Source organism: Nordella sp. HKS 07 (assembly GCF_011046735.1).
Lineage (GTDB): Bacteria > Pseudomonadota > Alphaproteobacteria > Rhizobiales > Aestuariivirgaceae > Taklimakanibacter.
Genome location: NZ_CP049258.1, coordinates 5488345 through 5513192, shown reverse-complemented (window position 1 = coordinate 5513192; position 24848 = coordinate 5488345). Strand labels below are relative to the sequence as shown.

The following is a 24848-nucleotide window of genomic DNA, read 5'->3' as shown; positions in this document are numbered from 1 at the left end:
CGGCGTCAGCCCTTCATGAGATTGATGTCCTCAACCGCGATGGTGCCGCGGTTGCGGAAGTAGACGACGAGGATGGCGAGGCCGATCGCCGCTTCGGCGGCGGCGACGGTCAGCACGAAGAGCGCGAAGACCTGTCCCATGAGATCGTTCAGATAGGCCGAGAAGGCGACGAAGTTCAGGTTCACCGCGAGCAGCATGAGTTCGACCGACATCAGAATGATGATGACGTTCTTGCGGTTGAGGAAGATGCCGAACACGCCAATGGTGAAGAGGATGGCGGCGACGGTGAGGAAATGTCCAAGCGTGATGGTCATCGTCAGATCCCCTGCCCCGGCTTGACCTGGCGGACTTCAATAGCGGTCGCGGGGCTACGCGCTACCTGGTCGGAGATGTTCTGGCGCTTGATGCCCTGCTTATGGCGCAGCGTCAGCACGATGGCGCCGATCATCGCGACCAGAAGCACGAGACCAGCCACCTGGAAGTAGAAGAAATTCTTCGTGTAGAGGATGAGGCCGAGCGCCTCGGTATTGGTGACCTTGCTGCCCGGGATGATCGGCTCGGAGACCGCGCCCCTGCCCGAGGAGAAGTGCCAGGAACCCAGCACCAGCAGCAACTCGACCAGGAGGATCATGCCGACGGCGCCGCCGACCGGCAGGTAACTCAGCATCCCGCGACGCAACTCGGTGAAGTCGACATCGAGCATCATCACGACGAAGAGGAAGAGCACCGCGACCGCGCCGACATAGACGACGACAAGGATGAGCGCCAGAAACTCCGCTCCCGTCAGGATGAACAGACCCGCCGCATTGAAGAAGGTCAGGATCAGGAACAGCACCGAATGGACGGGATTGCGCGATGAAATGACCATCACCGCGGCGGCGCAGGCCACCACGGAGAACAGATAGAAGAACAAGCTCGCGACCGTCATAGTCCCCTCAATCCTGGCTCACGCCCCTTAGCGATAGGGAGCATCGAGTTCAATATTCCTGGCAATCTCGCGTTCCCAGCGATCGCCGTTGGCCAGAAGCTTCTCCTTGTCGAAGAGCAGCTCCTCGCGCGTTTCAGTGGCAAATTCGAAATTCGGTCCTTCGACGATGGCGTCGACCGGACAGGCCTCCTGGCAGAAGCCGCAATAGATGCACTTCACCATGTCGATGTCGTAGCGCGTGGTGCGCCGCGTGCCGTCATTGCGGCGCGGCCCCGCCTCGATGGTAATGGCTTGGGCCGGGCAGATCGCCTCGCACAGTTTGCAGGCGATGCAGCGTTCCTCGCCATTGGGATAGCGACGCAGCGCGTGCTCACCGCGGAAGCGCGGCGATACCGGCCCCTTCTCGAAGGGGTAGTTCAACGTCGCCTTCGGCGCGAAGAAATAGCGCATCGCCAGGATGGTGGCGGAAACGAATTCGCGCAGGAACAGCGCGCGGCCTGCTTGAGCCAATCTCATGACATCACCATTTCAAGACCAGGCCGCCGAGCAGGAAGCCCAGCAACGGCAATAGCAGCATGCTGACGAGATAGACGAGCCGGGCGGTCCGCGCGGGATCCTTCCCCTGCGTGGCGGTCGCCTTCGCCTTTTCGTACTGGGCGCTCAAAAGCGGATAGACGAAGCGCCGGAAGATCGCCAGACCCAGCAGGCCCAGCGTCAGGAAGATCAGGGCGCCCAGTATGTTGCCGAAGGAAAAGAACATGATCCTCGATCCTCATGGCAGCCATCCGAAAGTCACGAGAACGCCGGCGGTGAGCGCCACCCAGAAGAGAGAGATGGGCAGGAACACCTTCCAGCCGAGGCGCATCAGCTGGTCGTAGCGGTAGCGCGGCACGATCGCCTTCACCATGGCGAACATGAAGAACACCAGGCAGAGCTTGATCAGAAACCAGACGACGCCCGGCACCAGGTTGAGCGGCCAGATGTCGATCGGAGGCAGCCAGCCGCCGAGGAACAGGATGGTCATCATCGCGCACATCATGATGATCGCGATGTACTCGCCCAGCATGAAGAGCAGATAGGGGGTCGAAGAATACTCGACCATGAAGCCGGCGACGAGCTCGGATTCCGCTTCCGCCAGATCGAAGGGCGGGCGGTTCGTTTCCGCCAGCGCCGACACAAAGAAGACGACGAACATCGGCAGCAGCGGCAGCCAGTACCAGTTGAGGAAGGCCAGCCAGGGCAAGCCGACGGCGGTGGCGAGGCCCGTCTCCTGCGACTTCACGATGTCGGTCAGATTGAGCGAGCCGGCACAGAGCAGAACGGTGATGATGACGAAGCCGATCGAGACTTCGTAGGACACCATCTGCGCCGCCGAGCGCAGCGCCGACAGGAAGGGGTACTTCGAGTTGGACGCCCAGCCGCCCATGATGACGCCGTAGACGCCGAGGGACGAAATGGCGAGCAGATAGAGGATGCCGACATTGAGATCGGCGATCGCCCAGCCCTCGTCGAGCGGAATGACCGCCCAGGCGGCGAGCGATAAAAGCGCCGTCACCAAGGGAGCGATGATGAACACGCCCTTGTTGGCGCCATCGGGAATGATGACTTCCTTGAAGACGAATTTAAGCAGGTCCGCGAAAGACTGCAGCAGACCCCAGGGACCGACGACATTGGGGCCGCGGCGCATCTGCACCGCCGCCCAGATCTTGCGGTCGGCATAGAGCAGGAAAGCGGTCACGATCAGGAGTGACACCAGCAGTGCCACGCTCTGCAGGACGATCAGGCCGACGGTGAAGAAAATCTCGTTCATGTTATTCCGCCGCCTCGAGCTGAGTCCTGTGCCGCAGGACCGAGCACTCGCTCATGATGCGCGACGCGCGCGCGATCGGATTGGTCATATAGAAGTCCTTCACCGGCGAGGTGAACGCCTCCCCCGTCATGTTGCCGCCCTTGGCGCCGAGTTTCGTCAGCTCCGCCACATCGGCCTTGGTCACCTGGTCGAGACGGCCGAGATGCGGAACCGCCTGATACATCGCCTTGCGCAATTCGGCGAGCGAGTTCCAGGGCTGCGTGACGCCGAGCACGTCCGACAAGGCGCGCAGGATCGCCCAGTCCTCGCGGGCATCACCCGGCGGGAATGTGGCGCGGCGCGTCATCTGCGGACGGCCTTCGGTATTCACATAGGTGACCGACTTCTCGGTATAGGCCGCGCCCGGCAGAATCACGTCGGCGCCATGCGCGCCGCGGTCGCCGTGGCTGCCCTGATAGACGACGAAGGACGTGCCCTGCGGCGGGACGTCGACCTCATCGGCGCCGAGCAGGAAGAGCATGTCGAGTTCGCCCGCATGCGCCGCCGCCAGGATTTCGCGGGCGGACTTGCCGCCCTCACCCGGCAGCGCTCCCGCATCGAGCGCGCCGACGCGACCCGCCGCGATGTGGAGGATGTTGAAGCCGTTCCAGCCGTCCTTGACCACGCCCAGTGCCTGCGCCGCCGCAAGCACCGCCGCGCCATCGGGACGCGCCAGCGCGCCCTGCCCGATGATGACCATCGGCTTCTGCTTCTGGCTCAGGTCGAAATCCTTGAGGTGCTTCAGGCTTTCGGGACCGGCGCCCAGATACTTGTACGCATAGGTGAGGTCGGCCTGCTCGCCGATCACGCCCACGCTCACGCCGCCCTTCAGCCAGCGCTTGCGGATGCGGGCATTGAGCACCGGCGCCTCGAGGCGCGGATTGGTGCCGATGAGCAGGATCGCATCGGCTTCCTCGATGCCGGCGATGGTCGAATTGAACAGATAGCCGGCGCGGCCGCCATTGTCGCCCAAAGGCGAACCATCTTGGCGGCAGTCTATATTGGTGATGCCGAGCGATTGGGCGAGCTGCTTGATCGAGAAGGCTTCCTCGGCGCCGACGAGATCGCCCAGGATGATGCCGACGCGCTCAGGCTTCGTGCCTTTGAGTTTCTGCGCAATGCGGGCGAAGGCCTCGGGCCAGGTGGCCGGGCGCAGCTTGCCAATCTCGCGGATGTAAGGCCGGTCCAGGCGCTGGGTCCTGAGGCCGTCCCACACGAAGCGGGTCTTGTCGGAGATCCACTCCTCGTTCACGTCCTCATGGGTACGCGGCAGTATGCGCATCACTTCGCGGCCGCGCGAGTCGACGCGGATATTCGAGCCAACCGCGTCCATCGCATCGATGGTTTCGGTCTTGGTCAGCTCCCAGGGCCGCGCCTTGAACTCGTAAGGCTGCGAGGTGAGCGCGCCGACCGGGCACAGATCGATGATATTGGCCTGCAATTCGGAGGTCATGGCGCGTTCGAGATAGGAGGTGATCTCCATGTCCTCGCCGCGGCCGATGGCGCCCAGTTCCTCGACGCCGCCCACCTCGGTGGTGAAGCGCACGCAGCGCGTGCACTGGATGCAGCGGTTCATCGACGTCTTGACCAGCGGGCCGATATACTTGTCCTCGACGGCGCGCTTGTTCTCGGCGAAGCGATTCTTGTCGATGCCATAAGCCATCGCCTGGTCCTGCAGGTCGCATTCGCCGCCCTGATCGCAGATCGGGCAATCGAGCGGATGGTTGATCAGCAGGAATTCCATCACGCCTTCGCGCGCCTTCTTGACGACGGGCGTGCGGGTATTGACCTCAGGCGGTTCGCCATTGGGACCGGGGCGCAGATCGTTGACCGACATGGCGCAGGAGGCCTGCGGCTTCGGCATGCCCTTCACCTCGACCAGGCACATGCGGCAGTTGCCGGCGATCGACAGGCGCTCGTGGTAGCAGAAGCGCGGCACTTCGGCGCCCGCCGCCTCGCATGCCTGCAGGAGCGTCGTGCCGTTCTCGACTTCGATCTCGGTGCCGTCGACTTTCAGTTTCGGCATCTTGTCCTCACTCAGCGGCCTGCAGGCGCACCGCGCCCGCGTGATCCGGATTGGCCGAATATTGATCGATGCGCTCCTCGATCACATGGCGGAAATGGCGGATGAGGCCTTGGACCGGCCAGGCCGCGGCATCGCCGAGCGCGCAGATCGTGTGGCCTTCGATCTGGTATGTAACATCGAGCAGCATGTCGATCTCGCGCTTCTCGGCGCGGCCCTCCGCCATGCGGGTGAGCACGCGCCACATCCAGCCCGTGCCTTCGCGGCACGGCGTGCACTGGCCGCAGCTCTCATGCTTGTAGAAATAAGCGAGGCGGGCGATGGCGCGGATGATATCGGTCGACTTGTCCATGACGATGACCGCCGCGGTGCCGAGGCCCGATTTGAGATTGCGCAGCGAATCGAAGTCCATCGGACAATCGATGATCTGATCCGCCGGCACCAGCGGCACCGAAGCGCCGCCCGGAATGACCGCGAGCAGATTGTCCCAGCCGCCGCGGATGCCGCCGCAATGCTTGTCGATCAGCTCGCGGAACGGGATGCCCATCGCCTCTTCGACGTTACACTGCTTGTTCACGTGGCCGGAGATACAGAACAGCTTGGTGCCGACATTGTTGGGCCGGCCGATACCGGAGAACCATGCGGCTCCCCGTCTCATGATCGTGCCGGCGACGGCGATCGATTCGACGTTATTGATGGTGGTGGGCGCGCCATAGAGGCCGACATTGGCCGGGAATGGCGGCTTCATGCGCGGCTGGCCCTTCTTGCCTTCGAGGCTTTCGAGCAGTGCCGTTTCCTCGCCGCAGATATAGGCGCCGGCGCCATGATGGACATAAAGATCGAAGTCCCAGCCATGGATGTTGTTCGGGCCGATGAGGCGGGCCTCGTAGGCCTGGTCGATGGCGGCCTGGAGCCGCTCGCGCTCGCGGATGAACTCGCCGCGCACATAGATATAGCCGACATGGGCGCCCATCGCGGCGCCGGCGATAAGGCAGCCCTCGACCAGGAGATGCGGGTCATGCCGCATGATCTCGCGGTCCTTGCAGGTGCCGGGCTCGGATTCGTCGGCATTGACGACGAGATAATGCGGCCGCTCGCCGATCTGCTTGGGCATGAAGGACCATTTGAGGCCGGTCGGGAAGCCGGCACCGCCGCGTCCCCTGAGACCCGAGGCCTTCATCTCGTTGATCATCCAGTCGCGGCCCTTGTCGATGAACGACTTCACGTCCACCCAACAGCCGCGCTTGCGCGCCCCGTCGAGGCCCCAGTCATGGAGACCGTAGAGATTCGTGAAGATGCGGTCTTTATCTGCGAGCATGAGACGTGATCCTCACTTCGATTTGTCGCCGGCGGCGGGCTTCGCTGGTGCTGGCGCGGCGGCCGGCGGTGCCGGAGGCGGCGTCTCGATACGGGTGAAGGTGCGGTCCTTGCTGTAGATCGACGGATCCGTGAGGCTCGTGAGCTCGCCTTCGGGTGCCGAAAACTGGCGGCCGTTTTGCGGACCGGGCTTCACCGGCTTGCCCTTGGCGAAACCGTCGAGCACCTTCTCGAAGCTCTCTGGGGTGAGGTCTTCGTAAGTGTCGCTCCAAATCTGCACCATGGGCGCGTTCACGCAGACGCCGAGGCACTCGACCTCTTCCCAGGAGAAATTGCCCTCGGCCGAGAGATGATGGGGCTCGGGATGGATGCGGCGCTGGCAGACCTTCTTCAGATCCTCCGCCCCCCTCAGCATGCAGGGCGTAGTGCCGCAGACCTGAACATGGGCCTTCTTGCCGACGGGTGAGAGCTGGAACATCGTGTAGAAGGTCGCGACCTCATAGACGCGGATGAAGCTCATGGCGAGCATGTCGGCGACATACTCCATCGCCGGCTTCGACACCCAGCCTTCATTCTGCTCCTGGGCGCGCCACAGAAGCGGGATGACGGCGGAGGCCTGCTTGCCTTCCGGATATTTCTTGATCGTCTCCTTGGCCCAGACGAGATTCGCCGGCGTAAAGGCGAAACTCTCGGGCTGAACGGGATCGAGACGGCGCACGCTCATCGGTCAACCTCACCAAACACGATATCGAGTGAGCCCAGCACGGCGCTCACATCCGCGAGCATGTGGCCGCGGCACATGAAATCCATCGCCTGAAGATGGGCGAAGCCCGGCGCCCGGATCTTGCAGCGATAAGGCTTGTTGGTGCCGTCGGCGACGAGATAGACGCCGAATTCGCCCTTGGGCGCTTCGACCGCCGCATAGACCTCGCCGGCCGGCACCTTATAGCCCTCGGTGTAGAGCTTGAAATGATGGATGAGCGCTTCCATCGAGCGCTTCATCTCAGCCCGCTTGGGCGGCACGATCTTGCCGTCGGTCGAGGAGACCGGAGTCTTGCCGTCGGCCGAGTTCAGCTTTTCGATGCACTGCTTCATGATGCGGACCGACTGGCGCATCTCTTCCATGCGGATCAGGTAACGGTCGTAGCAGTCGCCGTTCTTGCCGATCGGAATGTCGAAATCGAGATCGGCATAGCATTCGTAGGGCTGCGATTTGCGCAGGTCCCAGGCGGCGCCTGAGCCCCTGACCATCACGCCAGAGAAGCCCCAGGCGAAGCAGTCCTCGAGCTTCACGACGCCGATATCGACATTGCGCTGCTTGAAGATGCGGTTGTCGGTTAGGAGCCCCTCGATGTCGTCGAGCACCTTGGGATGATGCTCGCAGAAGGTCCAGATATCGTCGACGAGCGCCTGCGGCAGGTCCTGATGGACGCCGCCCGGGCGCACATAGGCCGCATGCATGCGCGAGCCCGAAGCACGCTCGTAGAAGACCATCAGCTTCTCGCGCTCCTCGAAGCCCCAGAGCGGCGGGGTGAGCGCGCCGACGTCCATGGCCTGCGTCGTCACGTTGAGGAGATGCGAGAGGAGACGGCCGATCTCGGAATAGAGCACGCGGATGAGCTGGCCGCGCATCGGCACCGTAATGCCGAGCAGCCGTTCGACCGCGAGCGCGAAGGCGTGCTCCTGATTCATCGGCGCGACATAATCGAGCCGGTCGAAGTAAGGGATCGCCTGCAGATAGGTCTTGTGCTCGATCAGCTTTTCGGTGCCGCGATGCAGGAGACCGATATGCGGGTCAACGCGCGTCACGACTTCGCCGTCGAGCTCGAGGACGAGACGGAGCACGCCATGGGCGGCGGGATGCTGCGGCCCGAAATTAATGGTAAAATTTCGGATATCGGCTTCGGCGGTCGTCGTTGTCATTGCTTCACCGCCTTCTCATCGCCGGGCAGTATGTAATCGGTGCCCTCCCAGGGGGAGAGATAATCGAATTTGCGGAATTCCTGCACGAGCTTCACCGGTTCGTAGACGACACGCTTCTGCTCGTCGTCGTAGCGCACCTCGACATGGCCGGTGAGCGGGAAGTCCTTGCGTAACGGATGGCCGGAAAAGCCGTAGTCGGTGAGGATGCGGCGCAAATCCGGATGGCCCTCGAACAGCACGCCATAGAGATCGAAGGTCTCACGCTCAAACCAGTCGGCGGCGGGGAAGACCTCGATCACGCTCGGCACCGGCGTCGCCTCATCGGTCCTCACCTTCACGCGCACACGCGCGTTCTTGTAGGGGCTCAAGAGATGATAGACGACGTCGAAGCGCCGTTCGCGCTCAGGGTAATCGGCGCCGCAGATGTCGATAAAGCAGACGAAACGGCAGTCCGGATCGTCGCGCAGGAAGCGCAGGACATTGCCGATCTCGGTGGCCTCGGCCCATATCGTCAGCTCGCCGAAGGCGATTTCACTCGACACGACGGCGGGGCCGAGCTTGCCAGTGATGTGAGCGCTCAGGTTCTTCAGGATTTCCGACATCAGATCTAGCGCTCCAATGTGCCGACGCGGCGAATCTTCTTCTGCAGCTGCAGAATGCCGTAGAGCAGCGCCTCGGCGGTCGGCGGGCAGCCCGGCACATAGATGTCGATCGGCACGATGCGGTCGCAGCCGCGCACCACCGAATAGGAATAGTGGTAATAGCCGCCGCCATTGGCGCAGGAACCCATCGAGATGACGTAGCGCGGCTCCGGCATCTGGTCATAGACCTTGCGCAAGGCCGGCGCCATCTTGTTGGTCAGCGTGCCGGCGACGATCATCACGTCCGACTGGCGCGGCGAGGCACGTGGCGCGAAGCCGAAGCGCTCGACGTCGTAGCGCGGCATGGACGCCTGCATCATCTCGACGGCGCAGCAGGCGAGACCGAAGGTCATCCACATCAAGGAACCGGTGCGGGCCCAGTTGATGAGATCGTCGGTCGAAGTGACAAGGAATCCCTTATCGGCGAGCTCGGCGCTGATGCTGGTGAAATATTCCTGCTGGGCCGGCGTGATGAGCCCCTGACCGGCCTTCGGAGTCTCGGTCAATCCCATTCGAGCGCTCCTTTGCGCCATTCGTAAATGAAGCCGATGGTGAGGACGGCGAGGAAGATCATCATCGACCAGAAGCCGTAGACGCCGATCTCACCGAGCGTGATTGCCCAGGGGAACAGGAAGGCGACTTCGAGGTCGAAGATGATGAAGAGAATGGAGACGAGGTAGAATCGCACGTCGAATTTCATACGCGCGTCGTCGAAAGCCTTGAATCCGCATTCGTAAGCCGACAGCTTCTCCGGGTCAGGCTTCCTGACCGCGATGATGATCGCCGACGCCATGAGCGCCAAGGCGATCGCGCCAGCTACCGCCATGAAGATGACGACCGGCAGATAGTCTTTGACCAGTTCGGGCATGTCCCTGTGCCTCTTACGCCCGCATGCGGCGCGGGCTCATTTTCGGAGCCGTGGTAGCGCACCAAATGCTGCACTGCAAGCCAATTAGACCAATTCCAGAAAGCGCGTCTGGAACGGCCCCTTGTTACACAATGTCATGGCCGGACAAGGGCTTGGAGACGGGCGCCGACGCCGCCTCCACGCAGCAGGGAAATGCAAGTCTGACCGATCAATGCCGCATATCCAGTGCGACTCATCCCGCAATTCGAGACCATCGCTATGATGCCTGCTGAGATGTGAAACCGGTATCGGGCTTCCCGGCGCCATTGGCATTCATTGCCGCCCTTGCAGGATGTTTCCTTATTGGCCGAGAGCGCGCAGGAACTCCAGCCAGGTGCCAGCACTAAGCCATTGATAACATTGGTGCGTGCAGCGAAGCCCGTGCGCCCGAGGTAGCCAAGGCAGGAGGAGCGGCTACCCTCCGGTCTGGGATTGGAGCCTGCCTGGCTCAGCAATCGATATCGTGGCTACCGATGGAAACTTCATGGATTTCCACACCGAAGACAGCGTGTGGCGACGGAGCGTGATCGGCGTCCAGACCTTGGGGGAAAGCTTAAAAAGTCTGGCGGGCACGCCGCCGGATGGACCGCGCTTCGATCCATCAGCCGCCTGTCGTTTGGCCCAATGTTGGAACTGGAATCCGGTGGATGACTCCGAGGCGCCTTCTTGGAGGTGGTGATGCGCTTGATGCAGATCGGATCCGAGCGGTCGCCGCCAAGAAGGGCGCGTAGGGCTTCTCAAGAAATTCTACGAGACGGTCCGTATCATTATCGGATCACAGCTAGTCTCTCAGCAGTCGCGCAAAGTAGATATGCTAGGACGACTACAAAAGAACATCACCAACTCCTCCGCAAAGACCGGGTGTCAACTGACATTTCCTGACTTCTGAAGCCAGCCCCGGAAGGCGACGGATCATGGTAGAAGCTGACGCCCCATGTTCGGGTACTCGGCTCGATGGACAAAATGTCGTAGCACAAGGGCGAGCTTTCGACTCCAGTTGTCGAACCGCAGCCGACGACATCAATGTACCGAATCGACCCGTCAGAAGCCGAAATCTCTACTTGGACGTGACGGGCAACGTGTTTGTGCCCGTGCAGGATGAGCGAAATTTCTCGGTCGGCACACCATGTCAGGAACCGATCGGCATTTTTGAGTCGCGTGAAGGAGTCTTCGTTACGGGTGATTATTCGAACAAACTTGTCGTACGTTCTGTGGTTCATCACGGGGCGGCCTCGCGTCGAACCTACCTACGTAGGTTAGCTCCGAGCGAGAGCCCCATCATCGCTACGCCGACGAGTGGGGGATACATCAAATTGAGAAGTTGACTGATCAGCCACAAAGTCACGAGCAGCCATATGGCCATAAAAAAGCAGAAAGAGCACTCTTTGCCAGTCAAAAATATCCGGCGTGTCCTCCGTGTCATGCTGAGAGTTCGAATGCATTGCCTACCTTGGTCCTACTTCGATCCAGTTCTGCTCGGCGTACAGCATCGCGAACTGATCGAGGAGTTTGTTGTAAGCAGCCTCCGGAATCGGCAGATGGAGTTCTGATCCATCCTCTAAGACAAAACGGATTTGCGTTGGTCGTCCACCTGCTGGAAGGGTTAACCCCAAATAGCCTACAACAGCAGGCATCACGAGCGGACCATCGCCAGATAGTTGAGCGCGCATTGCCATCGCTGTCTCCTACTGGTAGCGACATTCGATCAGCAAACCAACTATTGGGCAATATATCTTCCGATATCGAGCGGCCACTCGGGGCGTAGCTCAGAGGGTGAAGCGCGGCAGCTGTGGGCGTCCTAGCTCTGACGATCTCCCATAGGGCTTCTTCTCCTCGCCCTCTGCAATAACGGCGACTCACTGCCCGAATGCTTTAGGATAGCACAACCGGTTGTGACGTACCAGACAGAGCCTGACGATGCCGGTAATGACAACAAGAGTAGGATCGCTCTACCCATGTCCACTAACGATCAGGGACTTAATTGAACAGATCAGACCGTCGCAGTCCTGAAGCTGCCCAATATCGCAAGCTCTACAAGACCTCGGCCTGGGCGAAGACGAGGGAAAGCCAGTTCCGGAAGCAGCCCCTGTGCGAGTGGTGTAAGGTTAGGGGCCGGATTGTAGCCGCCGCCGTCTGCCACCACGTCAGCCCATCGCAGAAGCTCAGGCCCGAGACCTTCTTCGCCGGCCCATTCACCAGCCTGTGCAAGGACTGCCACGACGGGCGCGCACAGCAGATCGAGGTGCGAGGCTACTCGACCGAGGTGGGCGCCGATGGTTTTCCGATCCATCCGAAGCATCCTTCACTGCGATGAGACCGGAGGGGGGAGGGTGAAAACTTCAAAACCGCCCTGCCACCGGACCGGTGCGGGCGACTGCCCCCTCGACGCGCCCCCCAATGCTTCAATCCAGCTCGAATGCGCTTTCGTAATTGCGCTTGAGCGCCGGATCCTGCCGTTCCTTGCGGAGCACGCAGTTACCCGCGACCAGAAGCTCGATTTCGGTCCCCATGAAGCAGCGGAACGCGTCCTCCGGGGTGCAGACCAGCGGCTCGCCGCGTACATTGAAGCTCGTATTGACGAGAACGGGACATCCCGTCTCGCGCTTGAAGGCCGAAAGCAGTGCATGATAGCGCGGGTTCGTATCCGCGCTCACCGTCTGTATACGCGCCGAATAGTCGATATGAGTGACCGCCGGAATCTCCGATCGCGGGATGTTGAGCTTCTCTATGCCGAAGAGCGCATTCTCGTGCGCCGACATGCTGCGGCGGCGCTCTTCCCGGACATCGGCCACGAGCAGCATATAGGGGCTGTCTTCGTCGAGCTCGAACCAACCTGCCACGTCTTCGCGCAGGACCGACGGGGCGAAGGGTCGGAAGGATTCGCGGTATTTGACCTTGAGATTGAGCAGCGACTGCATCGAGGGCGAGCGTGCATCGCCCAGAATCGATCGCGCGCCCAAAGCTCGCGGCCCGAATTCCATCCGCCCCTGGAACCAGCCGACAGCATTCTCCTGCGCAAGAGCCTTCACCGAAAGATCGATCACCTCGTCATCGGATACCGTCTCGAAGACGGCTTTCTGATCGCGAAGACGCTTTTCGATCTCGTCCTGCGTGAAACTGGGACCCAGATAGGCGCCCTGCATGAGATCCGCGCCGTTCGAGTTGATCCGCGGCTTCTTGGCGATGCCGTGATAGGCCGCAAGAGCCGCGCCGAGGGCGCCACCGGCATCGCCCGCGGCAGGTTGGATCCAGATCTTCTTGAAATGTCCGTCGCGCAGGATCTTGCCATTGGCGACGCAATTGAGCGCCACACCGCCGGCGAGGCAGAGATTGTCGATCCCATATGCATCGCGCAGGGAACGCGTCATCTTGATGACGACCTCCTCGAGCACCACCTGGACCGAGGCGGCAAGATCCATCTCGCGCTGCGTGAGGCGGTCTTCACTCTTGCGCGGCGGCCCGCCGAACAGGGCGTCGAAACGCTCATTCGTCATGCGCAGCCCGGTGCAGTAGTCGAAATAATCGAGATTCAGCCTGTAGGAGCCATCGGACCTTATGTCGATCAGGTTATCGCGAATGACGTCCACATATTTCGGCTCGCCATAGGGCGCCAGCCCCATGACCTTGTATTCGCCGGAATTGACCTTGAACCCCGTATAGTAAGTGAAGGCCGAATAAAGCAGCCCCAGCGAATGCGGAAAATGTATCTCGCGCTCGATGGCGAGATCGGTGCCCTGCCCCACGCCGGCCGATGTCGTTGCCCATTCGCCAACACCATCCATCGTGAGGACCACGGCCTGATCAAAGGGTGAAGGGAAAAAGGCGCTTGCGGCATGTGACAGATGGTGCTCGGTGAAGAGCAGCTTGCCTTCCGGATCGAAATCCGGATCGATTTCACGAAGGTGCTTCTTCAGCAAGCTCTTCTGGAACAGTTTCTCCCTGAGCCACACCGGCATGGCCATGCGAAAGGACGTGAAGCCCCGCGGCGCATAGGCAAGGTAGGTTTCGAGAATGCGTTCGAATTTGAGAAATGGCTTGTCATAGAAAGCGACATAGTCGATCTCGCCCAGTTTGGCGCGCGCTTCCTCCAGGCAATAGGCTATTGCATGGGCCGGAAAGCGCGCATCATGCTTCTTCCGCGTAAAGCGTTCCTCCTGCGCGGCGCAAATGATCTTGCCATCGGCAACGATCGCCGCCGCGCTGTCGTGATAGTAGGCCGATATCCCGAGGATACGCATGGAGCGCCCTAGAAGATCGTATAAATGAAAGGCGCCACGGCGCTGCCCTTGGCCAGGATCAAAAGTCCGCCGAACAGGCCCAGGAAAATGAGCATCGGCAGGAGCCAGACCTTCTTGCGGGCACGTGTGAAAGCGAGCAATTCCCCAATGAACGACATGGCTTCCTCCTAGAACTGATTGCGCACAGACTCGGGATCGGGCCCGGGCGGCTTGCGACGTATCCAATAACTGTCATCTTTGAGCTCGGAGGCGAGAAGCTTGCCCGAGAACATCCGTATGAGGTAGCCGACGGGAACGAGTATGCCCCAGAACATCAGCCCCAGAACGAGGGGATTGACGATGCGATGAAGCAGAAGGCCAAACCGCATCCACAGCTTGTTGAGCGGCCGCAGGATCGAGGGAACAGTGAGGCCGATGATCAGGAATACTGCGCCGATCACAATCGACCACCAGCGGATGCTGCCCCCATGCAGCAGCGGGATAAGTCCGATGAGAGCGAACACGGTCGCGAACACCATCGCGAAGGATCTCTCGGACGGGAGCTTTACCTCTTCGTCCGCTTCGATCCGCTCATGGAAATTTTCAGTCATGTTCCTCAGTCCCGAGAGCTGGTTGCACCGAAAGTCTGCAACAGTTCGACGATCCGGATCCGTGATTTGCCTGTTGAGTCCCTCCGCTTGGTCGTGCAGTCGCGACCAAACGCCTTTCCATCATTTCGCGGAGTGATATGCAGCCATCGGCTGTCTCAGCCGATCGATAATCGCCTGGGCCGCAACACGTGCCCCCTCTTCGCTGAAATGCCAGTCAGAGGCGTACAGACTTTGGACATCCTTCCGTTTCTTGAATATTTCCGCAAGATCGATGACTTCCACGCCGGCTTCTGCCGCAGCCTTCCGGACACGATTGCGCAATGGGTCATAGACGAACTCGTGTGAGATCATTCCGTCATATCGGGCAGCCTGCGGGATATAGAGAACCAGTAGCTCGCCACCCCAACTCTCAGTGATCTTGGCGGCCTTGCGCAATATGTCGACATATTCGGGCTGCGCCCGGAAAACCTTCGGGTAAGCGATCCCAAGCTCAGAACTCACCTGGCGCAGGGCAAAGAAGTTCCGGACGAGCCATGTACGGCGCAGAACATCAAGGGGTTTCACTTCGGTAGCACGCCAGCCATTGATAACACCATCCATCTCGGCGAGCGTTGCCGGAGGGATGGTTGTTTGCCCGAACTCAGTATTCTCGGACAAAGCCTGCCGCAGCCACGGGAATTCAAGCTCGACCTGCAGATTCTCCCAGTCATTGCCCTCGAAGAACGCCATCACGACAAAACGTGGACGGAGTTCTTTTCCGAATCTGCCCAACGCGGCCAGTTCCATGAGGGGGCCGTTGCCGCGCGTCGCAATACCAACGCTATCGGGCAAGGTGCCACGCAGCACACTGACCGTGTCCTTGCCTGGTTCCAGGCAGTAGCCTTCTATGAATGAATCGCCAAGGACAACAGTGCTGATCGGCTTGTCGTAGACGCTATCCGGGTTGTTGAAACCATAACGGTCGGCCGTGTAGGTCACCGGCTTGCCGTCGCGAGAACACATGAACACCTGCGAATGGGGCACACCGCTCAGCACGGCTTCAGGCAGCGTTGCAGGCTTAAGAACCCGGTTGAGTGCTTTTACCGTATAGCCCGGTGGCAAGCCGTTATTGGCATCGACGCTCGGGATCTGCGCACCGCCGGCATATCCGATCATGCCAAGAAGACTCGCATACAGCTTTATGGTCTGCCAGGTCTCGAAAGCAAACAGGGCTGCGATCACGGCTATGCCGCTCGTTCCTATCGATAGACTTAGACGGCGGGGCAGCGCATAGGCGCAAGCGAGAAATGCTACCCCGATCAAACCGGGTGCTAAGACATATCTAAGGAATTGCGGAAGCTCTGACGCGTATGTCTTGAAGTAGATGAGCGCGAACAGCGAGGATAGAAGAAAGTAAGCGGCCGGCAGGAGGCACGCCACAATCGCCAGTCGACGCTCGAATTTCGGCGAGGTAGGTCCGGCCAAGGGGAGAGGTGGGTCATCCGTACTCGGCAACAAACTGTTGCCGTCACGCTTGTCCACAGTCATGAAAGCTCCATCTCCGGGCGTCTCCCCAGGATCGCCCAAGGGAACGCACCCGCCAACTCCGAACTAACTTGGCCCTTCATATTACTCTATGTTAGCTCAGGCGCCGCCTTTGGCAATAGGTCCTCTGCCGGGCGCCTCATCTGATTACAAGTGGGAGAGCGTTATGAGCCGACCGCGGCACCGCGGCGCCAGCAGTGCGGCCAGAAGGCGCTCAAGCGAAGCGAACGACCGCTGGTCCTAGAACAGGTCTGTCCTGGCTTTGGGAAGTTACCTGATGCGATCGGCGCAAGTCATTGATATGACTGGCGCGAGTGACGGGGCTCGAACCCGCGACCTTCGGCGTGACAGGCCGACGCTCTAACCAACTGAGCTACACCCGCATCTGGCGTGGGGCGGGTGATAGTGCAGCGCCCGCCGGGTGTCAAGCAACGTGATACTTATTTTAACGGCCCCAAGGCGATACCTGCCTCCTTCAGCGTATCCCACACCAGGAAATGCACATCCGAGCCATATCCATTCGTCCCCGCGACCCAATAAGTGAGGCCGAACTGGATGCCTTTGTCGCCGAATTGCTTGATATCGCAGGAGGGTCCTGTGGGCCTGGCCAGGATATGCGGGTGCCGGGCGGCGGCTGCCTGGACGAGATTCGGGATCTTGTGGATATCGGCGTCATAGGGCACCGAAAAGGTCACGTCGAAGCGCTGCAAATGATCGGATTTCGTCCAGTTGACGAATGCCGAGGTGATGAATTTCTCGTTCGGCACCATGATTTCCTTGCCGTCGCCGGTATGGAGCGTGCTTGAGCGCATATTGATCTCACGCAGCGTGCCCGCCATGCCACCACCGACCTCGACATAATCGCCCACCTTCATCGAGCGCTCGAACAGCAGGATCATGCCGGAGATGAAGTTGGAGGCGATCTGCTGCAGACCGAAGCCGAGGCCAACGCCGAGGGCGCCGCCGAAGATCGTCAGCGCCGTCAGATCGAGCCCCAGCACCTGAAGAAGCAGGATGAACAGCAATACAAAAAGCGCGATCTGGAAGATCTTGGCCAGCAATTCGCGGGTCGGGATATCGAGCGCTTCCTGCTTGCGGATGGCCTTCTGCCCGGCGTCGTTGGAGAATCGTCCAAGCCAGAAGAGGATGCCGCCGAACACCGCCGCCTTGGCCAGCGTGTAGAGCGACAGCCTGATATTGCCGACCTCGAGTGAGACCGAATCGAGATAGAGCGAGAAATTGTCGAGGACACCGAAAACCTGGAGCGTCGCGATAGGAATACCGATCCAGCGCGCCGCGGCATTGATGAGCGGATGACGGATGAACCGGTTGATCGCCGCATAAAGTACGCCGATCACGGCGATGCTCTGGGCGATGCGCACCAGCCAGGAGGAGCCCACCGTTCCCTCGACCACCTGGACCGCAATGGCGAGCATCAGGACACATAGAATGGGAAACAGCAGGTCGCGGCAGCTATAGAGCCAACGCCGCACCTTCAGCAGCGCGCCCTGCTCCGGCGGGCTCTTGAAATAGGGTGTCTTCGCCTTGATCTGGCGGTTGGCGAAATGGGCAACCGCCCTGGCCAGGATGATGGCGCCGATCTGGGCGTAGAATTGCGAGCTGACCAGCCAGCCCAGCAGGATTTCCAACGCCCGCGTCGCTTCCACTTCAGCCTGATCGATCGTCATTCGCTTACCTTCTCTAGAACATTTCTAAATAACTGATCGAACAAGGTTTTTTCTTGACGCTCCGAGGCTTTTCCCGCAAAACCCGACAGTAATACTCAGGTATAGCTCCGGCGAGCATCGAGGGCCGGCGGAACAAAGGGAACAAAGCACATGAAGTCCTTCAAGAAACTCTTGCAACTCGCTGTCGCGGTGCCCTTTGGCGCCGCTCTCTTGGCGACCAGCGCACTCGCCGACGGCGTTGTCAACATTTATTCCTACCGCCAGCCCGAGCTGATCAAACCGCTGCTCGAGGCGTTCACCGCCGAGACCGGGATCAAGACCAATGTGCTGTTCCTCGATAAGGGCCTCGAGGAGAAGATCGCCGAGGAAGGCGCCAATTCGCCGGCGGATGTGATTCTCACCGTCGATATCGGCCGACTCCAGGCCGCCGAGGACAAGGGCGTCACCCAGCCGCTCGTCGATGAGCTCATCAACAAGGACATTCCGGCGCAATATCGCGACCCCGAGGGCAACTGGTTCGGCGTGACCACGCGCGCCCGCGTCATCTATGCCTCGAAGGAGCGCGTGAGCCAGGATGCGATTACTTATGAAGAGCTCGCCGATCCCAAGTGGAAGGGCAAGATCTGCACCCGCTCAGGCCAGCATGTCTACACGATCGGACTCATCGCCTCGATGATCGCCCATAACGGTCTTGAGAAGACCGAGGAGTGGCTCAAGGGCGTGAAGGCCAATCTGGCGCGCAAGCCAGATGGCGGCGACCGCGACCAGGCCAAGGCGATCTTCGCCGGCGAATGCGATATCGCGCTCGGCAACACTTATTATGTCGGCCAGATGCAGACCAACGAGAAGGAGCCCGAGCAGAAGGAATGGGCGGCCTCCATCAAGGTGCTGTTCCCCAATGCCAATGACCGCGGCACGCATGTGAACATCTCCGGTATGGCGCTGGCGAAATACGCCCCCAACAAGGACAATGCCGTGAAGCTCATGGAATTCCTGGCCACCGACAAGGGCCAGACCCTCTATGGCGAGCAGGTTTTCGAATATCCGGTCGAGCCCGGCATCAAGGCGTCCGACATCGTCTCGGCCTGGGGCACGCTCAAGCCCGACGCGCTGCCACTCGCCGAGATCGCCAAGAACCGCAAGGCCGCCTCGGAGCTCGTCGACAAGGTCGGCTTCGACGAAGGCCCGGCCTCCTGAGGTCAAGGGTGACGGCGGACATTATCCGGAAGGGGCGCTCGCGCCCCTTTTTCTCGTTGAGGGAGCACAGGCTCCTGAGCGTCGGCGCGGTGCTGACGGCGCTCGCCGTGCTCATCCCCCTCCTCGCGCTCATCACCCTGGCGCTCTCGGGCGGCGGCGCCGACTGGCCGCATCTCGCCCGCAATGTCCTGCCGGTGGCGCTGAAGACCACTGCCCTCGTGATGGCGGGCGTCGCCCTCCTCACCGCCAGCATGGGCATCATCCCGGCCTGGCTCACTGCCTATTATGAGTTTCCCGGCCGGCGCGTGCTCGCCTGGGCGCTGGTGCTGCCGCTCGCGGTGCCGACCTATCTCGCCGCCTATGCCTATGCCGAGTTCTTCACCTTCACGGGTCCGCCCCAGTCGCTGATACGGGCACTTTTCGGCTTCAAGACATCGCGCGACTATTGGTTCCCCGACATACGCTCACTGTGGGGCGCCGTGGTGATCCTATCCTTCGTGCTCTATCCTTATGTCTATCTCACCACCCGCGCCGCCTTCCTGATGCAGGGGCGCAATGCCACCGATGTGGCGCGGACGCTCGGCTCCTCGCCGACCCGCGCCTTCTTCCGGGTTCTCCTGCCGATGGCGCGGCCGGCCATCATCGTCGGCGTGACGCTCGCCTTGATGGAGACCCTCAACGATGTCGGGGCCGTCGAATTCCTGGGGGTCAAGACGCTGACCTCGGCCGTCTATACGACCTGGCTCAATCAGGGCAGCCTCAACGGTGCGGCACAGATCGCCTGCATCATGCTGGTGGTCGTGCTGGGCGTCATCCTGGCCGAGCGCTGGGCCAGGCGCCGGCAGCGCTTCAATCTCGGCCGCAGCACCTCGATGGTCCGCCGCAGCAGCCTTCAGAAGCTTTCGGGCTGGCAGGGCGGCCTCGCCTTCATTGCCTGCCTCATGCCGATCATCGCGGGCTTCGGCCTGCCCGTCTATGTGCTGGGCGCCTACGCGGTTAAGCGGCTCGACCAGTTGCTCGATCCGACGCTGCAGGAAGCGATCCTCACCAGCGTCCTGGTCGCCGCCGCGGCCGCCGTGGTCACGGTCGGCCTCGCTTTCCTCCTCACCTATACGGTGCGGGTGACGAGGAGCCGCAACATGCTGCTCCTCAATCGCTTCGCCGCTCTGGGCTATGCCATACCGGGCACGGTGCTGGCGCTCGGCATCCTCATCCCGCTGGCGCGCTTCGACAATCTCCTCGATCACTGGATGCAGGCCACTTTCGGCATCAAGACCGGCCTGCTGCTCACCGGCACAGCCCTGTGCATCATCTATGCGATGAGCGTGCGCTTCCTCGCCATGGCGGAAGGCGCCATCGAGGCGGGCTTCCACAAGGTGCCGATCCATATCGACATGGCGGCGCGTACATTGGGACGCAGCCCACGCGAGACGCTCACCCAGGTTCTGATCCCGATCCTGAAGCCGGCCTTCCTGACCGCCGGACTCCTCGTCTTCATCGACAGCATCAAGGAGCTGTCGGCGACGATCCTGCTCCGGCCCTTCAACTACAACTCGCTCTCGACCTATGTCTATGAGCGGGCTTCCCGCGCCGCCGTCGAAGACGCCTCCGTCGCCGCCCTCCTCATCATGCTTGCCGGAATCCTGCCGGTGATCCTCCTGTCGCGCAGCATCAACGCCGGCGTGGCGCGGACGGAGACCTAACCTGCGCTCAGACCGATTCCCGGCGTAGCGACCTGCCCGAGCACTCCAGGTGAGCCCGAACTCACTCGACCTTGGTTACCTTCGCCGCCTGATCAGGTACGAGGCGGATCTCATAAGTCGCATTTTCGCATTTCAAGATATAGACAGGTTCGTCCTGAACAGACTGAGCCGCCTGACGCTGCGCCGAGACAGGATTGGCGCATTCATAGCCCTGGCTTCGGATCTGATCGGCGAGGACGGTCATCTCGACGCTCTCGTCTTGCGCGGCCGCGCTGGTGAAGATGGCGCAGGTGGCAAGACACGCCATGCAGAAAGATCGAAGTACCCCAATCATTGCAGCTCCTCCTTGTTCAATCCCGGCGAACCTCCGTTACCGCGATCGAGTGGAGGCCGAAACCGAAACACCCTGCAGGATCGCAGTCACACCTGGTGAGATGATCTCAGTCTACTAGCGCGGAGATTCGTTTCCAGTCATAAGTGATGTCGCAGATCGCCCGGCTCGGCAACCGGCCTCTCCTGCCGTAGACTCCGGAAAAACAAACGAGCGGCCCGCAAAGGCCGCCCGCCGCGTATGTTTGTTTTTCTCTAGTTGCCTGGCTTGTTCTTGATCGCCGCGTCGATCTGCCTCTTCACGGCTTCAAGGTTGAAGGAAGCCGGATCCTGCATCGGCGGGTAGTCGATCGCCGTGAGGGCCAGCTTCGCGACTTCCTGCTGAACGCTGACGAAGCGCCAGAACTCGCGGGCGTAGAAGTCGTTCATGTAGCCTCCGCCGAGATCGTTGAGACTTTGCTCGCTGATCGATGGCGTCCGCTCGAACGGATCCTGGCGGATATTGACCATCGTCGGCATGTCCGTCGTCACTTTCGCGCCAGGCCAACCCTGCGGCTGCTGATAGAACTGGTACTTGAAGTCATCGATACGAACAGCACCCAATTGCGGGCCGCCAAAGTAGAAAAATTCATGGCGCGTCGACGGCCCTTTCCCCTGCAGCAGGTCGAGCTGGTTATAGCCGTCGAGGTGGTTCTTGTAGGTCCGATCCCCCAACTGCACACCCTTCAGCAACTGATCGGTAATGTCGGGGTTGCCGGCTGCCGCCGTCAGCGTCGGAAACCAATCCAGCGCCGAAAAAATGCCGTTCTCAACCGTGCCCGGCTTGACCTTGCCCGGCCAGCGGATGATGGCCGGTGCCCGGAAGCCGCCTTCCATCACGGTACCCTTGGTGCCCTTGAACGGGGTCATGCCGCCATCGGGCCAGGTAAACACCTCCGCCCCATTGTCGGTGGTGAAGACGACGATGGTGTTGTTGGCCTCGCCCGCATCCTCGATGCATTTCATGATGGCGCCGACATTGTCATCCATCTGCGCCATACCGGCTTCCTCGAGGCCGTAATTGGTCTGGCTGTTCATGAGGGCCTGGTATTTGGGCGACAGAAACGTCCAGACATGCATGCGCGTCGTATTGTGCCAGACAAAGAACGGTTTGCCGGCGGTTTTGGCTTTGTCCATGAAGTCGCACGAGGCCTTGACCAGCACTTCGTCGAAGGTCGTCATGTCGTATTTTGCCTTCGGCGTGATATCGTGCATGTTCGGCACGTTGGTCATGTCGGGGTACGGTGCCAGCGGTCCCTCGTCGATGATCCTCTGCTTCCCGATTTTTCCCCAACGCGGCTGCACGGTCGGGTCGTCCGTATCGGTCGCATATGTATGCAGCAAATCGCGCGGACCGATTTTGTCGCGGTACGACTGGTCATCCGGGAACGAATACCAATAGGGGTCCGACATCGCGTCGAGATGATAGAGATAGCCAAAGAATTCATCGAATCCATGCAGTGTCGGCAGAAACTTGTTCAAATCACCGAGATGGTTCTTGCCGAACTGGCCGGTGGCGTAACCCTGAGCTTTGAGGGCGGAGGCGAGGGTTGCGGCCTTGTCGGGCATGCCCACATCCGCGCCGGCCTGGCCGACGGTCGTCAAGCCTGTGCGCAACGGGATCTCTCCGGTAATGAAGCTCGCCCGGCCCGCCGTGCAACTCGCCTCGGCATAATAGTCAGTGAACATCATGCCCTGAGAAGCCAGTTTGTCGAGATTGGGCGTCTTCCCGGACATGATGCCCCGGTGATAGGCGCCGATATTGAACCAGCCCACATCATCGCCCATGATGACGACGATATTGGGCTTCGGCTCCTGTGCCAGCGCCGGCGCTGGCGCCGCAACACCGAGCAGCGCCCAGAGCGAAACACTCGCCACAACACCGGCAAGCAGATTGATGTGATTTCTCGTAGCTCTCGACCTTTCTTTCACTTCACCAAAATTGTTGAGATCACTGCACATCAGTACCTCCGTTAAGAAATTCGAACACGCACGGCTAAGCTTACGCAGATAGCGGGGAAGCCGCTCAAGTCGGCAAAGTGTTCTTTTTCACGGCAGATTCATCGCAAGCACAATTGTCGGCAGGCTCGCGGACGGCTTGACGCTCGCGCAGGACCCGCCCGAAGTCTATTGCCCTTAGGTCCCATATGGCGCGGACGCGAAAATGGATGGAAATCTACACGCGAGCGGAGCAGCGAATATTTCCCATATGCGGATTGATCAGGCTCCCGCCTTGCGCGGGCGTAGCCGGAGTGTATGCTGGACGCGGCGGCGCTCCATTGATGAGGAGACTTGCGATGACAATGGCCGCAATATCCGCTCCCGCTGCGATCTTGATCCTTGTCCTGTTGATCTGTGGCTCAACCACCTCCCTTGCCCAGCAGGAGAATGAGGCCTTCGTCGATCATGCGATCCGCCAGATCGCCTGCGCCTATCCTCCCGATCCGACGGCGACCCTGATTTCCCTGAACAAGACCAAGCGCATCAAGAAGGGTGAGCGCGCCGACAGCGAAACCTGCTGGGGCCTCGGCCCGCCGCTCAGGATCGAAGGCGTCGCCTTCACGCATATCTGCGCTTCATCCGAGGATCCGCTGCTGATCGAGCTCTTCCCGCGCCTCTATTATCGAGGTCCCGGCACGTCGGCAGGCACCGGCTTGCGGCTGGTCACGAATGAAGATCGCTCCGCAGTCGAGGACTGGCTGAGGCGCATCAGGGAACGCGCTGCCATCAAGGGCGAGACAAAGGTTCAGATCGGCGAGCCGTCCTTCGTCACCGGGAAGACCGAGGTCTCGTGCAACAGCATGAGTTTCCTCGGTGAGTGAGGCGTGACAACTCCGGATCCGATGATCCGCGCCGATAGTCTCGGCCCGGTCTACTTATCTTTCAGGACCGTATTCGCGGCCGTTCCTTCGACCTGATCTATCACGAGCAGCTTGACCGCATCATCGCCGACATTTTCGGCACGGTGCCACTGGTCAATCATTTCAACGATGAAATCGCCAGTCTTGTAGACCTTGGCCTCATTGGTCTCGACATTGATGACTTTCAGCGTCCCCGCCTGAACACTGGCGTAGCGCGCGAAGGGATGCTTGTGGACCGGCAGCGTAGCGCCCGGCGCGATATCGAAGGTGGAAACGATCACCCTCACGTTGTTGTGCGGCAAGGTGATCGGCTTTCCGGATGCCGTTTCGCTCGTCTCGTAAACCGGCGTGACCGTAACTGCCTCGAGCGCAAATGTTGCACCCGTCAAAATGACGACGCCCAGCGTCGCCAGAACCATTCTTGTTGTTATCAAGCGCCTTCTCCCTAGCTAATTGGCGTCAGACCTTACACTTACCAACATATCCGACAAGGAAAGAATTCCAGCGCGCCTCGGTGCTGTCGATCGTGTCGCCAAGAAAGGGCCGCGCGATTGGAAGACGCCGGGCCGAGGCGCCCTTTACGCCCCTTGGTGCAAACTTGGCGGGCCACCTTCTCAGGCCATCGTTCCAGCTTGACATACTCATGTTTTCGTTCTCATATTGTTCTCTAGTGAGTAACGAGTTTTGAGGAGTAGGCGATGAGCCATGGTTGGGGTTCCGCGCAGTATTGGCCCGAAGGCGCGCGACAATGTTCTCCTTCGTGAGGTCATCGACTTCAATTTGAGTGCCGTCGCCGAGTGCACGCGCTGCGGTCACAAGAAGCTCTTAGACGACGATATTCTTGAGCGCCTTCGCCAAACACATGGCCGCGAATTTCGCATGGCCGATCTGACGAAGATTCTGAAATGCGTGAAGTGTCAACGGTTCGAGGCGGAGATCCTGTTTCGGACCGGCGACTATTCGAACGACTGGTGGCCAAGGCGGCCCTTTAATCGGAGGAACTGAGGTGCCGCTGAGGTTTGAGCAGTACGTTGTGCCCCAGCCCGGGCGCACAAGGGAAGGTTATAGGATTTTCGCGGGCAAGCTGGAG

The 24848-nt window shown here is 60.6% G+C and carries 26 protein-coding genes and 1 tRNA gene; 5 read left to right on the top strand and 22 right to left on the bottom strand.

What is annotated here, in order from left to right:
• Positions 1–5: 5 nt before the first annotated feature.
• The 13 genes from nuoK to G5V57_RS25855 form a co-directional block, all read right to left on the bottom strand.
• Complete coding sequence (nuoK, locus tag G5V57_RS25915) at positions 6–314, bottom strand: NADH-quinone oxidoreductase subunit NuoK (RefSeq protein ID WP_165170774.1); 309 nt, start codon at positions 312–314, stop codon at positions 6–8.
• A gap of 2 nt (positions 315–316) precedes the next feature.
• The gene (locus tag G5V57_RS25910) at positions 317–928 is read right to left on the bottom strand and encodes an NADH-quinone oxidoreductase subunit J (RefSeq protein ID WP_165170772.1); all 612 of its coding nucleotides are present in this window, start codon (positions 926–928) and stop codon (positions 317–319) included.
• 27 nt (positions 929–955) lie between these two features.
• The gene (gene nuoI, locus G5V57_RS25905; RefSeq protein ID WP_165170770.1) at positions 956–1444 is read right to left on the bottom strand and encodes an NADH-quinone oxidoreductase subunit NuoI; all 489 of its coding nucleotides are present in this window, start codon (positions 1442–1444) and stop codon (positions 956–958) included.
• A 4-nt stretch (positions 1445–1448) separates the two neighbouring features.
• Complete coding sequence (locus G5V57_RS25900) at positions 1449–1688, bottom strand: hypothetical protein (RefSeq protein ID WP_165170768.1); 240 nt, start codon at positions 1686–1688, stop codon at positions 1449–1451.
• A gap of 12 nt (positions 1689–1700) precedes the next feature.
• The gene (nuoH, locus tag G5V57_RS25895) at positions 1701–2738 is read right to left on the bottom strand and encodes an NADH-quinone oxidoreductase subunit NuoH (RefSeq protein ID WP_165170766.1); all 1038 of its coding nucleotides are present in this window, start codon (positions 2736–2738) and stop codon (positions 1701–1703) included.
• 1 nt (position 2739) lies between these two features.
• Positions 2740–4803 (bottom strand): NADH-quinone oxidoreductase subunit NuoG, encoded by a 2064-nt coding sequence (gene nuoG / locus G5V57_RS25890; protein ID WP_165170764.1) that lies wholly within the window; start codon positions 4801–4803, stop codon positions 2740–2742.
• Between the two features lie 7 nt (positions 4804–4810).
• On the bottom strand, positions 4811–6118 hold the full coding sequence (gene nuoF / locus G5V57_RS25885) for an NADH-quinone oxidoreductase subunit NuoF (protein ID WP_165170762.1): 1308 nt from the start codon (positions 6116–6118) through the stop codon (positions 4811–4813).
• A 12-nt stretch (positions 6119–6130) separates the two neighbouring features.
• Complete coding sequence (nuoE, locus tag G5V57_RS25880; RefSeq protein WP_165170760.1) at positions 6131–6841, bottom strand: NADH-quinone oxidoreductase subunit NuoE; 711 nt, start codon at positions 6839–6841, stop codon at positions 6131–6133.
• The gene (locus G5V57_RS25875) at positions 6838–8040 is read right to left on the bottom strand and encodes an NADH-quinone oxidoreductase subunit D (RefSeq protein ID WP_165170758.1); all 1203 of its coding nucleotides are present in this window, start codon (positions 8038–8040) and stop codon (positions 6838–6840) included. Before G5V57_RS25875 ends, nuoE begins: the two co-directional genes overlap by 4 nt.
• Complete coding sequence (locus G5V57_RS25870) at positions 8037–8642, bottom strand: NADH-quinone oxidoreductase subunit C (protein WP_165170756.1); 606 nt, start codon at positions 8640–8642, stop codon at positions 8037–8039. Before G5V57_RS25870 ends, G5V57_RS25875 begins: the two co-directional genes overlap by 4 nt.
• Positions 8643–8647: 5 nt before the next feature.
• Positions 8648–9193 (bottom strand): NADH-quinone oxidoreductase subunit B family protein, encoded by a 546-nt coding sequence (locus G5V57_RS25865; protein ID WP_246737368.1) that lies wholly within the window; start codon positions 9191–9193, stop codon positions 8648–8650.
• Positions 9184–9549 (bottom strand): NADH-quinone oxidoreductase subunit A, encoded by a 366-nt coding sequence (locus tag G5V57_RS25860; protein ID WP_165170754.1) that lies wholly within the window; start codon positions 9547–9549, stop codon positions 9184–9186. The genes G5V57_RS25865 and G5V57_RS25860 overlap by 10 nt, the downstream gene beginning before the upstream one ends.
• Positions 9550–11033: 1484 nt before the next feature.
• Complete coding sequence (locus G5V57_RS25855) at positions 11034–11264, bottom strand: hypothetical protein (protein ID WP_165170752.1); 231 nt, start codon at positions 11262–11264, stop codon at positions 11034–11036.
• 305 nt (positions 11265–11569) lie between these two features.
• Here G5V57_RS25855 and G5V57_RS25850 point away from each other — a divergent pair, with 305 nt between their 5' ends.
• Complete coding sequence (locus G5V57_RS25850) at positions 11570–11902, top strand: HNH endonuclease (RefSeq protein ID WP_165170750.1); 333 nt, start codon at positions 11570–11572, stop codon at positions 11900–11902.
• 88 nt (positions 11903–11990) lie between these two features.
• On the opposite strand, the gene G5V57_RS25845 is transcribed toward G5V57_RS25850, so the two are convergent.
• The 6 genes from G5V57_RS25845 to G5V57_RS25820 all read right to left on the bottom strand — a co-directional run bounded on the left by G5V57_RS25845 (position 11991) and on the right by G5V57_RS25820 (position 17628).
• Positions 11991–13826: a carbamoyltransferase gene (locus G5V57_RS25845; protein WP_165170748.1), complete on the bottom strand. Its 1836-nt coding sequence runs from the start codon at positions 13824–13826 to the stop codon at positions 11991–11993.
• An 8-nt stretch (positions 13827–13834) separates the two neighbouring features.
• A complete protein-coding gene (locus G5V57_RS25840) occupies positions 13835–13984 on the bottom strand; it encodes a DUF5989 family protein (protein ID WP_165170746.1) in 150 nt (49 codons plus the stop codon).
• A 9-nt stretch (positions 13985–13993) separates the two neighbouring features.
• On the bottom strand, positions 13994–14416 hold the full coding sequence (locus G5V57_RS25835; RefSeq protein WP_165170744.1) for an SxtJ family membrane protein: 423 nt from the start codon (positions 14414–14416) through the stop codon (positions 13994–13996).
• 120 nt (positions 14417–14536) lie between these two features.
• A complete protein-coding gene (locus tag G5V57_RS25830) occupies positions 14537–15943 on the bottom strand; it encodes an SGNH/GDSL hydrolase family protein (protein WP_165170742.1) in 1407 nt (468 codons plus the stop codon).
• 303 nt (positions 15944–16246) lie between these two features.
• Positions 16247–16323: transfer RNA gene (locus G5V57_RS25825), tRNA-Asp, on the bottom strand.
• 57 nt (positions 16324–16380) lie between these two features.
• Positions 16381–17628: a mechanosensitive ion channel family protein gene (locus G5V57_RS25820; RefSeq protein ID WP_165170740.1), complete on the bottom strand. Its 1248-nt coding sequence runs from the start codon at positions 17626–17628 to the stop codon at positions 16381–16383.
• A gap of 150 nt (positions 17629–17778) precedes the next feature.
• On the opposite strand from G5V57_RS25820, the gene G5V57_RS25815 reads away from it, so the two are divergent.
• Together G5V57_RS25815 and G5V57_RS25810 are read left to right on the top strand one after the other, a co-directional pair.
• Positions 17779–18825 (top strand): Fe(3+) ABC transporter substrate-binding protein, encoded by a 1047-nt coding sequence (locus G5V57_RS25815; RefSeq protein ID WP_165170738.1) that lies wholly within the window; start codon positions 17779–17781, stop codon positions 18823–18825.
• A gap of 8 nt (positions 18826–18833) precedes the next feature.
• On the top strand, positions 18834–20528 hold the full coding sequence (locus G5V57_RS25810; RefSeq protein WP_165170736.1) for an iron ABC transporter permease: 1695 nt from the start codon (positions 18834–18836) through the stop codon (positions 20526–20528).
• A gap of 61 nt (positions 20529–20589) precedes the next feature.
• Here G5V57_RS25810 and G5V57_RS25805 read toward each other — a convergent pair whose 3' ends face one another.
• Together G5V57_RS25805 and G5V57_RS25800 are read right to left on the bottom strand one after the other, a co-directional pair.
• Positions 20590–20862: a hypothetical protein gene (locus G5V57_RS25805; RefSeq protein WP_246737367.1), complete on the bottom strand. Its 273-nt coding sequence runs from the start codon at positions 20860–20862 to the stop codon at positions 20590–20592.
• Between the two features lie 251 nt (positions 20863–21113).
• Positions 21114–22859 (bottom strand): arylsulfatase, encoded by a 1746-nt coding sequence (locus G5V57_RS25800; protein ID WP_165170734.1) that lies wholly within the window; start codon positions 22857–22859, stop codon positions 21114–21116.
• 335 nt (positions 22860–23194) lie between these two features.
• Between G5V57_RS25800 and G5V57_RS25795 the strand changes: the two genes are divergently transcribed.
• Complete coding sequence (locus G5V57_RS25795; protein ID WP_165170732.1) at positions 23195–23719, top strand: hypothetical protein; 525 nt, start codon at positions 23195–23197, stop codon at positions 23717–23719.
• Positions 23720–23769: 50 nt separating this feature from the next.
• Here the strand turns inward: G5V57_RS25795 and G5V57_RS25790 are convergent, their stop codons facing one another.
• On the bottom strand, positions 23770–24177 hold the full coding sequence (locus G5V57_RS25790; protein WP_165170730.1) for a cupin domain-containing protein: 408 nt from the start codon (positions 24175–24177) through the stop codon (positions 23770–23772).
• A gap of 286 nt (positions 24178–24463) precedes the next feature.
• Between G5V57_RS25790 and G5V57_RS25785 the strand changes: the two genes are divergently transcribed.
• The gene (locus G5V57_RS25785; protein WP_165170728.1) at positions 24464–24763 is read left to right on the top strand and encodes a hypothetical protein; all 300 of its coding nucleotides are present in this window, start codon (positions 24464–24466) and stop codon (positions 24761–24763) included.
• Positions 24764–24848: the final 85 nt, after the last annotated feature.

Bases quoted from the DNA above. Each gene is read 5' to 3' on its own strand.
- nuoK (WP_165170774.1), bottom strand. From the start codon at position 314: ATGACCATCACGCTTGGACATTTCCTCACCGTCGCCGCCATCCTCTTC.
- G5V57_RS25910 (WP_165170772.1), bottom strand. From the start codon at position 928: ATGACGGTCGCGAGCTTGTTCTTCTATCTGTTCTCCGTGGTGGCCTGC.
- nuoI (WP_165170770.1), bottom strand. From the start codon at position 1,444: ATGAGATTGGCTCAAGCAGGCCGCGCGCTGTTCCTGCGCGAATTCGTT.
- G5V57_RS25900 (WP_165170768.1), bottom strand. From the start codon at position 1,688: ATGTTCTTTTCCTTCGGCAACATACTGGGCGCCCTGATCTTCCTGACG.
- nuoH (WP_165170766.1), bottom strand. From the start codon at position 2,738: ATGAACGAGATTTTCTTCACCGTCGGCCTGATCGTCCTGCAGAGCGTG.
- nuoG (WP_165170764.1), bottom strand. From the start codon at position 4,803: ATGCCGAAACTGAAAGTCGACGGCACCGAGATCGAAGTCGAGAACGGC.
- nuoF (WP_165170762.1), bottom strand. From the start codon at position 6,118: ATGCTCGCAGATAAAGACCGCATCTTCACGAATCTCTACGGTCTCCAT.
- nuoE (WP_165170760.1), bottom strand. From the start codon at position 6,841: ATGAGCGTGCGCCGTCTCGATCCCGTTCAGCCCGAGAGTTTCGCCTTT.
- G5V57_RS25875 (WP_165170758.1), bottom strand. From the start codon at position 8,040: ATGACAACGACGACCGCCGAAGCCGATATCCGAAATTTTACCATTAAT.
- G5V57_RS25870 (WP_165170756.1), bottom strand. From the start codon at position 8,642: ATGTCGGAAATCCTGAAGAACCTGAGCGCTCACATCACTGGCAAGCTC.
- G5V57_RS25865 (WP_246737368.1), bottom strand. From the start codon at position 9,193: ATGGGATTGACCGAGACTCCGAAGGCCGGTCAGGGGCTCATCACGCCG.
- G5V57_RS25860 (WP_165170754.1), bottom strand. From the start codon at position 9,549: ATGCCCGAACTGGTCAAAGACTATCTGCCGGTCGTCATCTTCATGGCG.
- G5V57_RS25855 (WP_165170752.1), bottom strand. From the start codon at position 11,264: ATGGCAATGCGCGCTCAACTATCTGGCGATGGTCCGCTCGTGATGCCT.
- G5V57_RS25845 (WP_165170748.1), bottom strand. From the start codon at position 13,826: ATGCGTATCCTCGGGATATCGGCCTACTATCACGACAGCGCGGCGGCG.
- G5V57_RS25840 (WP_165170746.1), bottom strand. From the start codon at position 13,984: ATGTCGTTCATTGGGGAATTGCTCGCTTTCACACGTGCCCGCAAGAAG.
- G5V57_RS25835 (WP_165170744.1), bottom strand. From the start codon at position 14,416: ATGACTGAAAATTTCCATGAGCGGATCGAAGCGGACGAAGAGGTAAAG.
- G5V57_RS25830 (WP_165170742.1), bottom strand. From the start codon at position 15,943: ATGACTGTGGACAAGCGTGACGGCAACAGTTTGTTGCCGAGTACGGAT.
- G5V57_RS25820 (WP_165170740.1), bottom strand. From the start codon at position 17,628: ATGACGATCGATCAGGCTGAAGTGGAAGCGACGCGGGCGTTGGAAATC.
- G5V57_RS25815 (WP_165170738.1), top strand. From the start codon at position 17,779: ATGAAGTCCTTCAAGAAACTCTTGCAACTCGCTGTCGCGGTGCCCTTT.
- G5V57_RS25805 (WP_246737367.1), bottom strand. From the start codon at position 20,862: ATGATTGGGGTACTTCGATCTTTCTGCATGGCGTGTCTTGCCACCTGC.
- G5V57_RS25800 (WP_165170734.1), bottom strand. From the start codon at position 22,859: ATGTGCAGTGATCTCAACAATTTTGGTGAAGTGAAAGAAAGGTCGAGA.
- G5V57_RS25795 (WP_165170732.1), top strand. From the start codon at position 23,195: ATGACAATGGCCGCAATATCCGCTCCCGCTGCGATCTTGATCCTTGTC.
- G5V57_RS25790 (WP_165170730.1), bottom strand. From the start codon at position 24,177: ATGGTTCTGGCGACGCTGGGCGTCGTCATTTTGACGGGTGCAACATTT.
- G5V57_RS25785 (WP_165170728.1), top strand. From the start codon at position 24,464: ATGGTTGGGGTTCCGCGCAGTATTGGCCCGAAGGCGCGCGACAATGTT.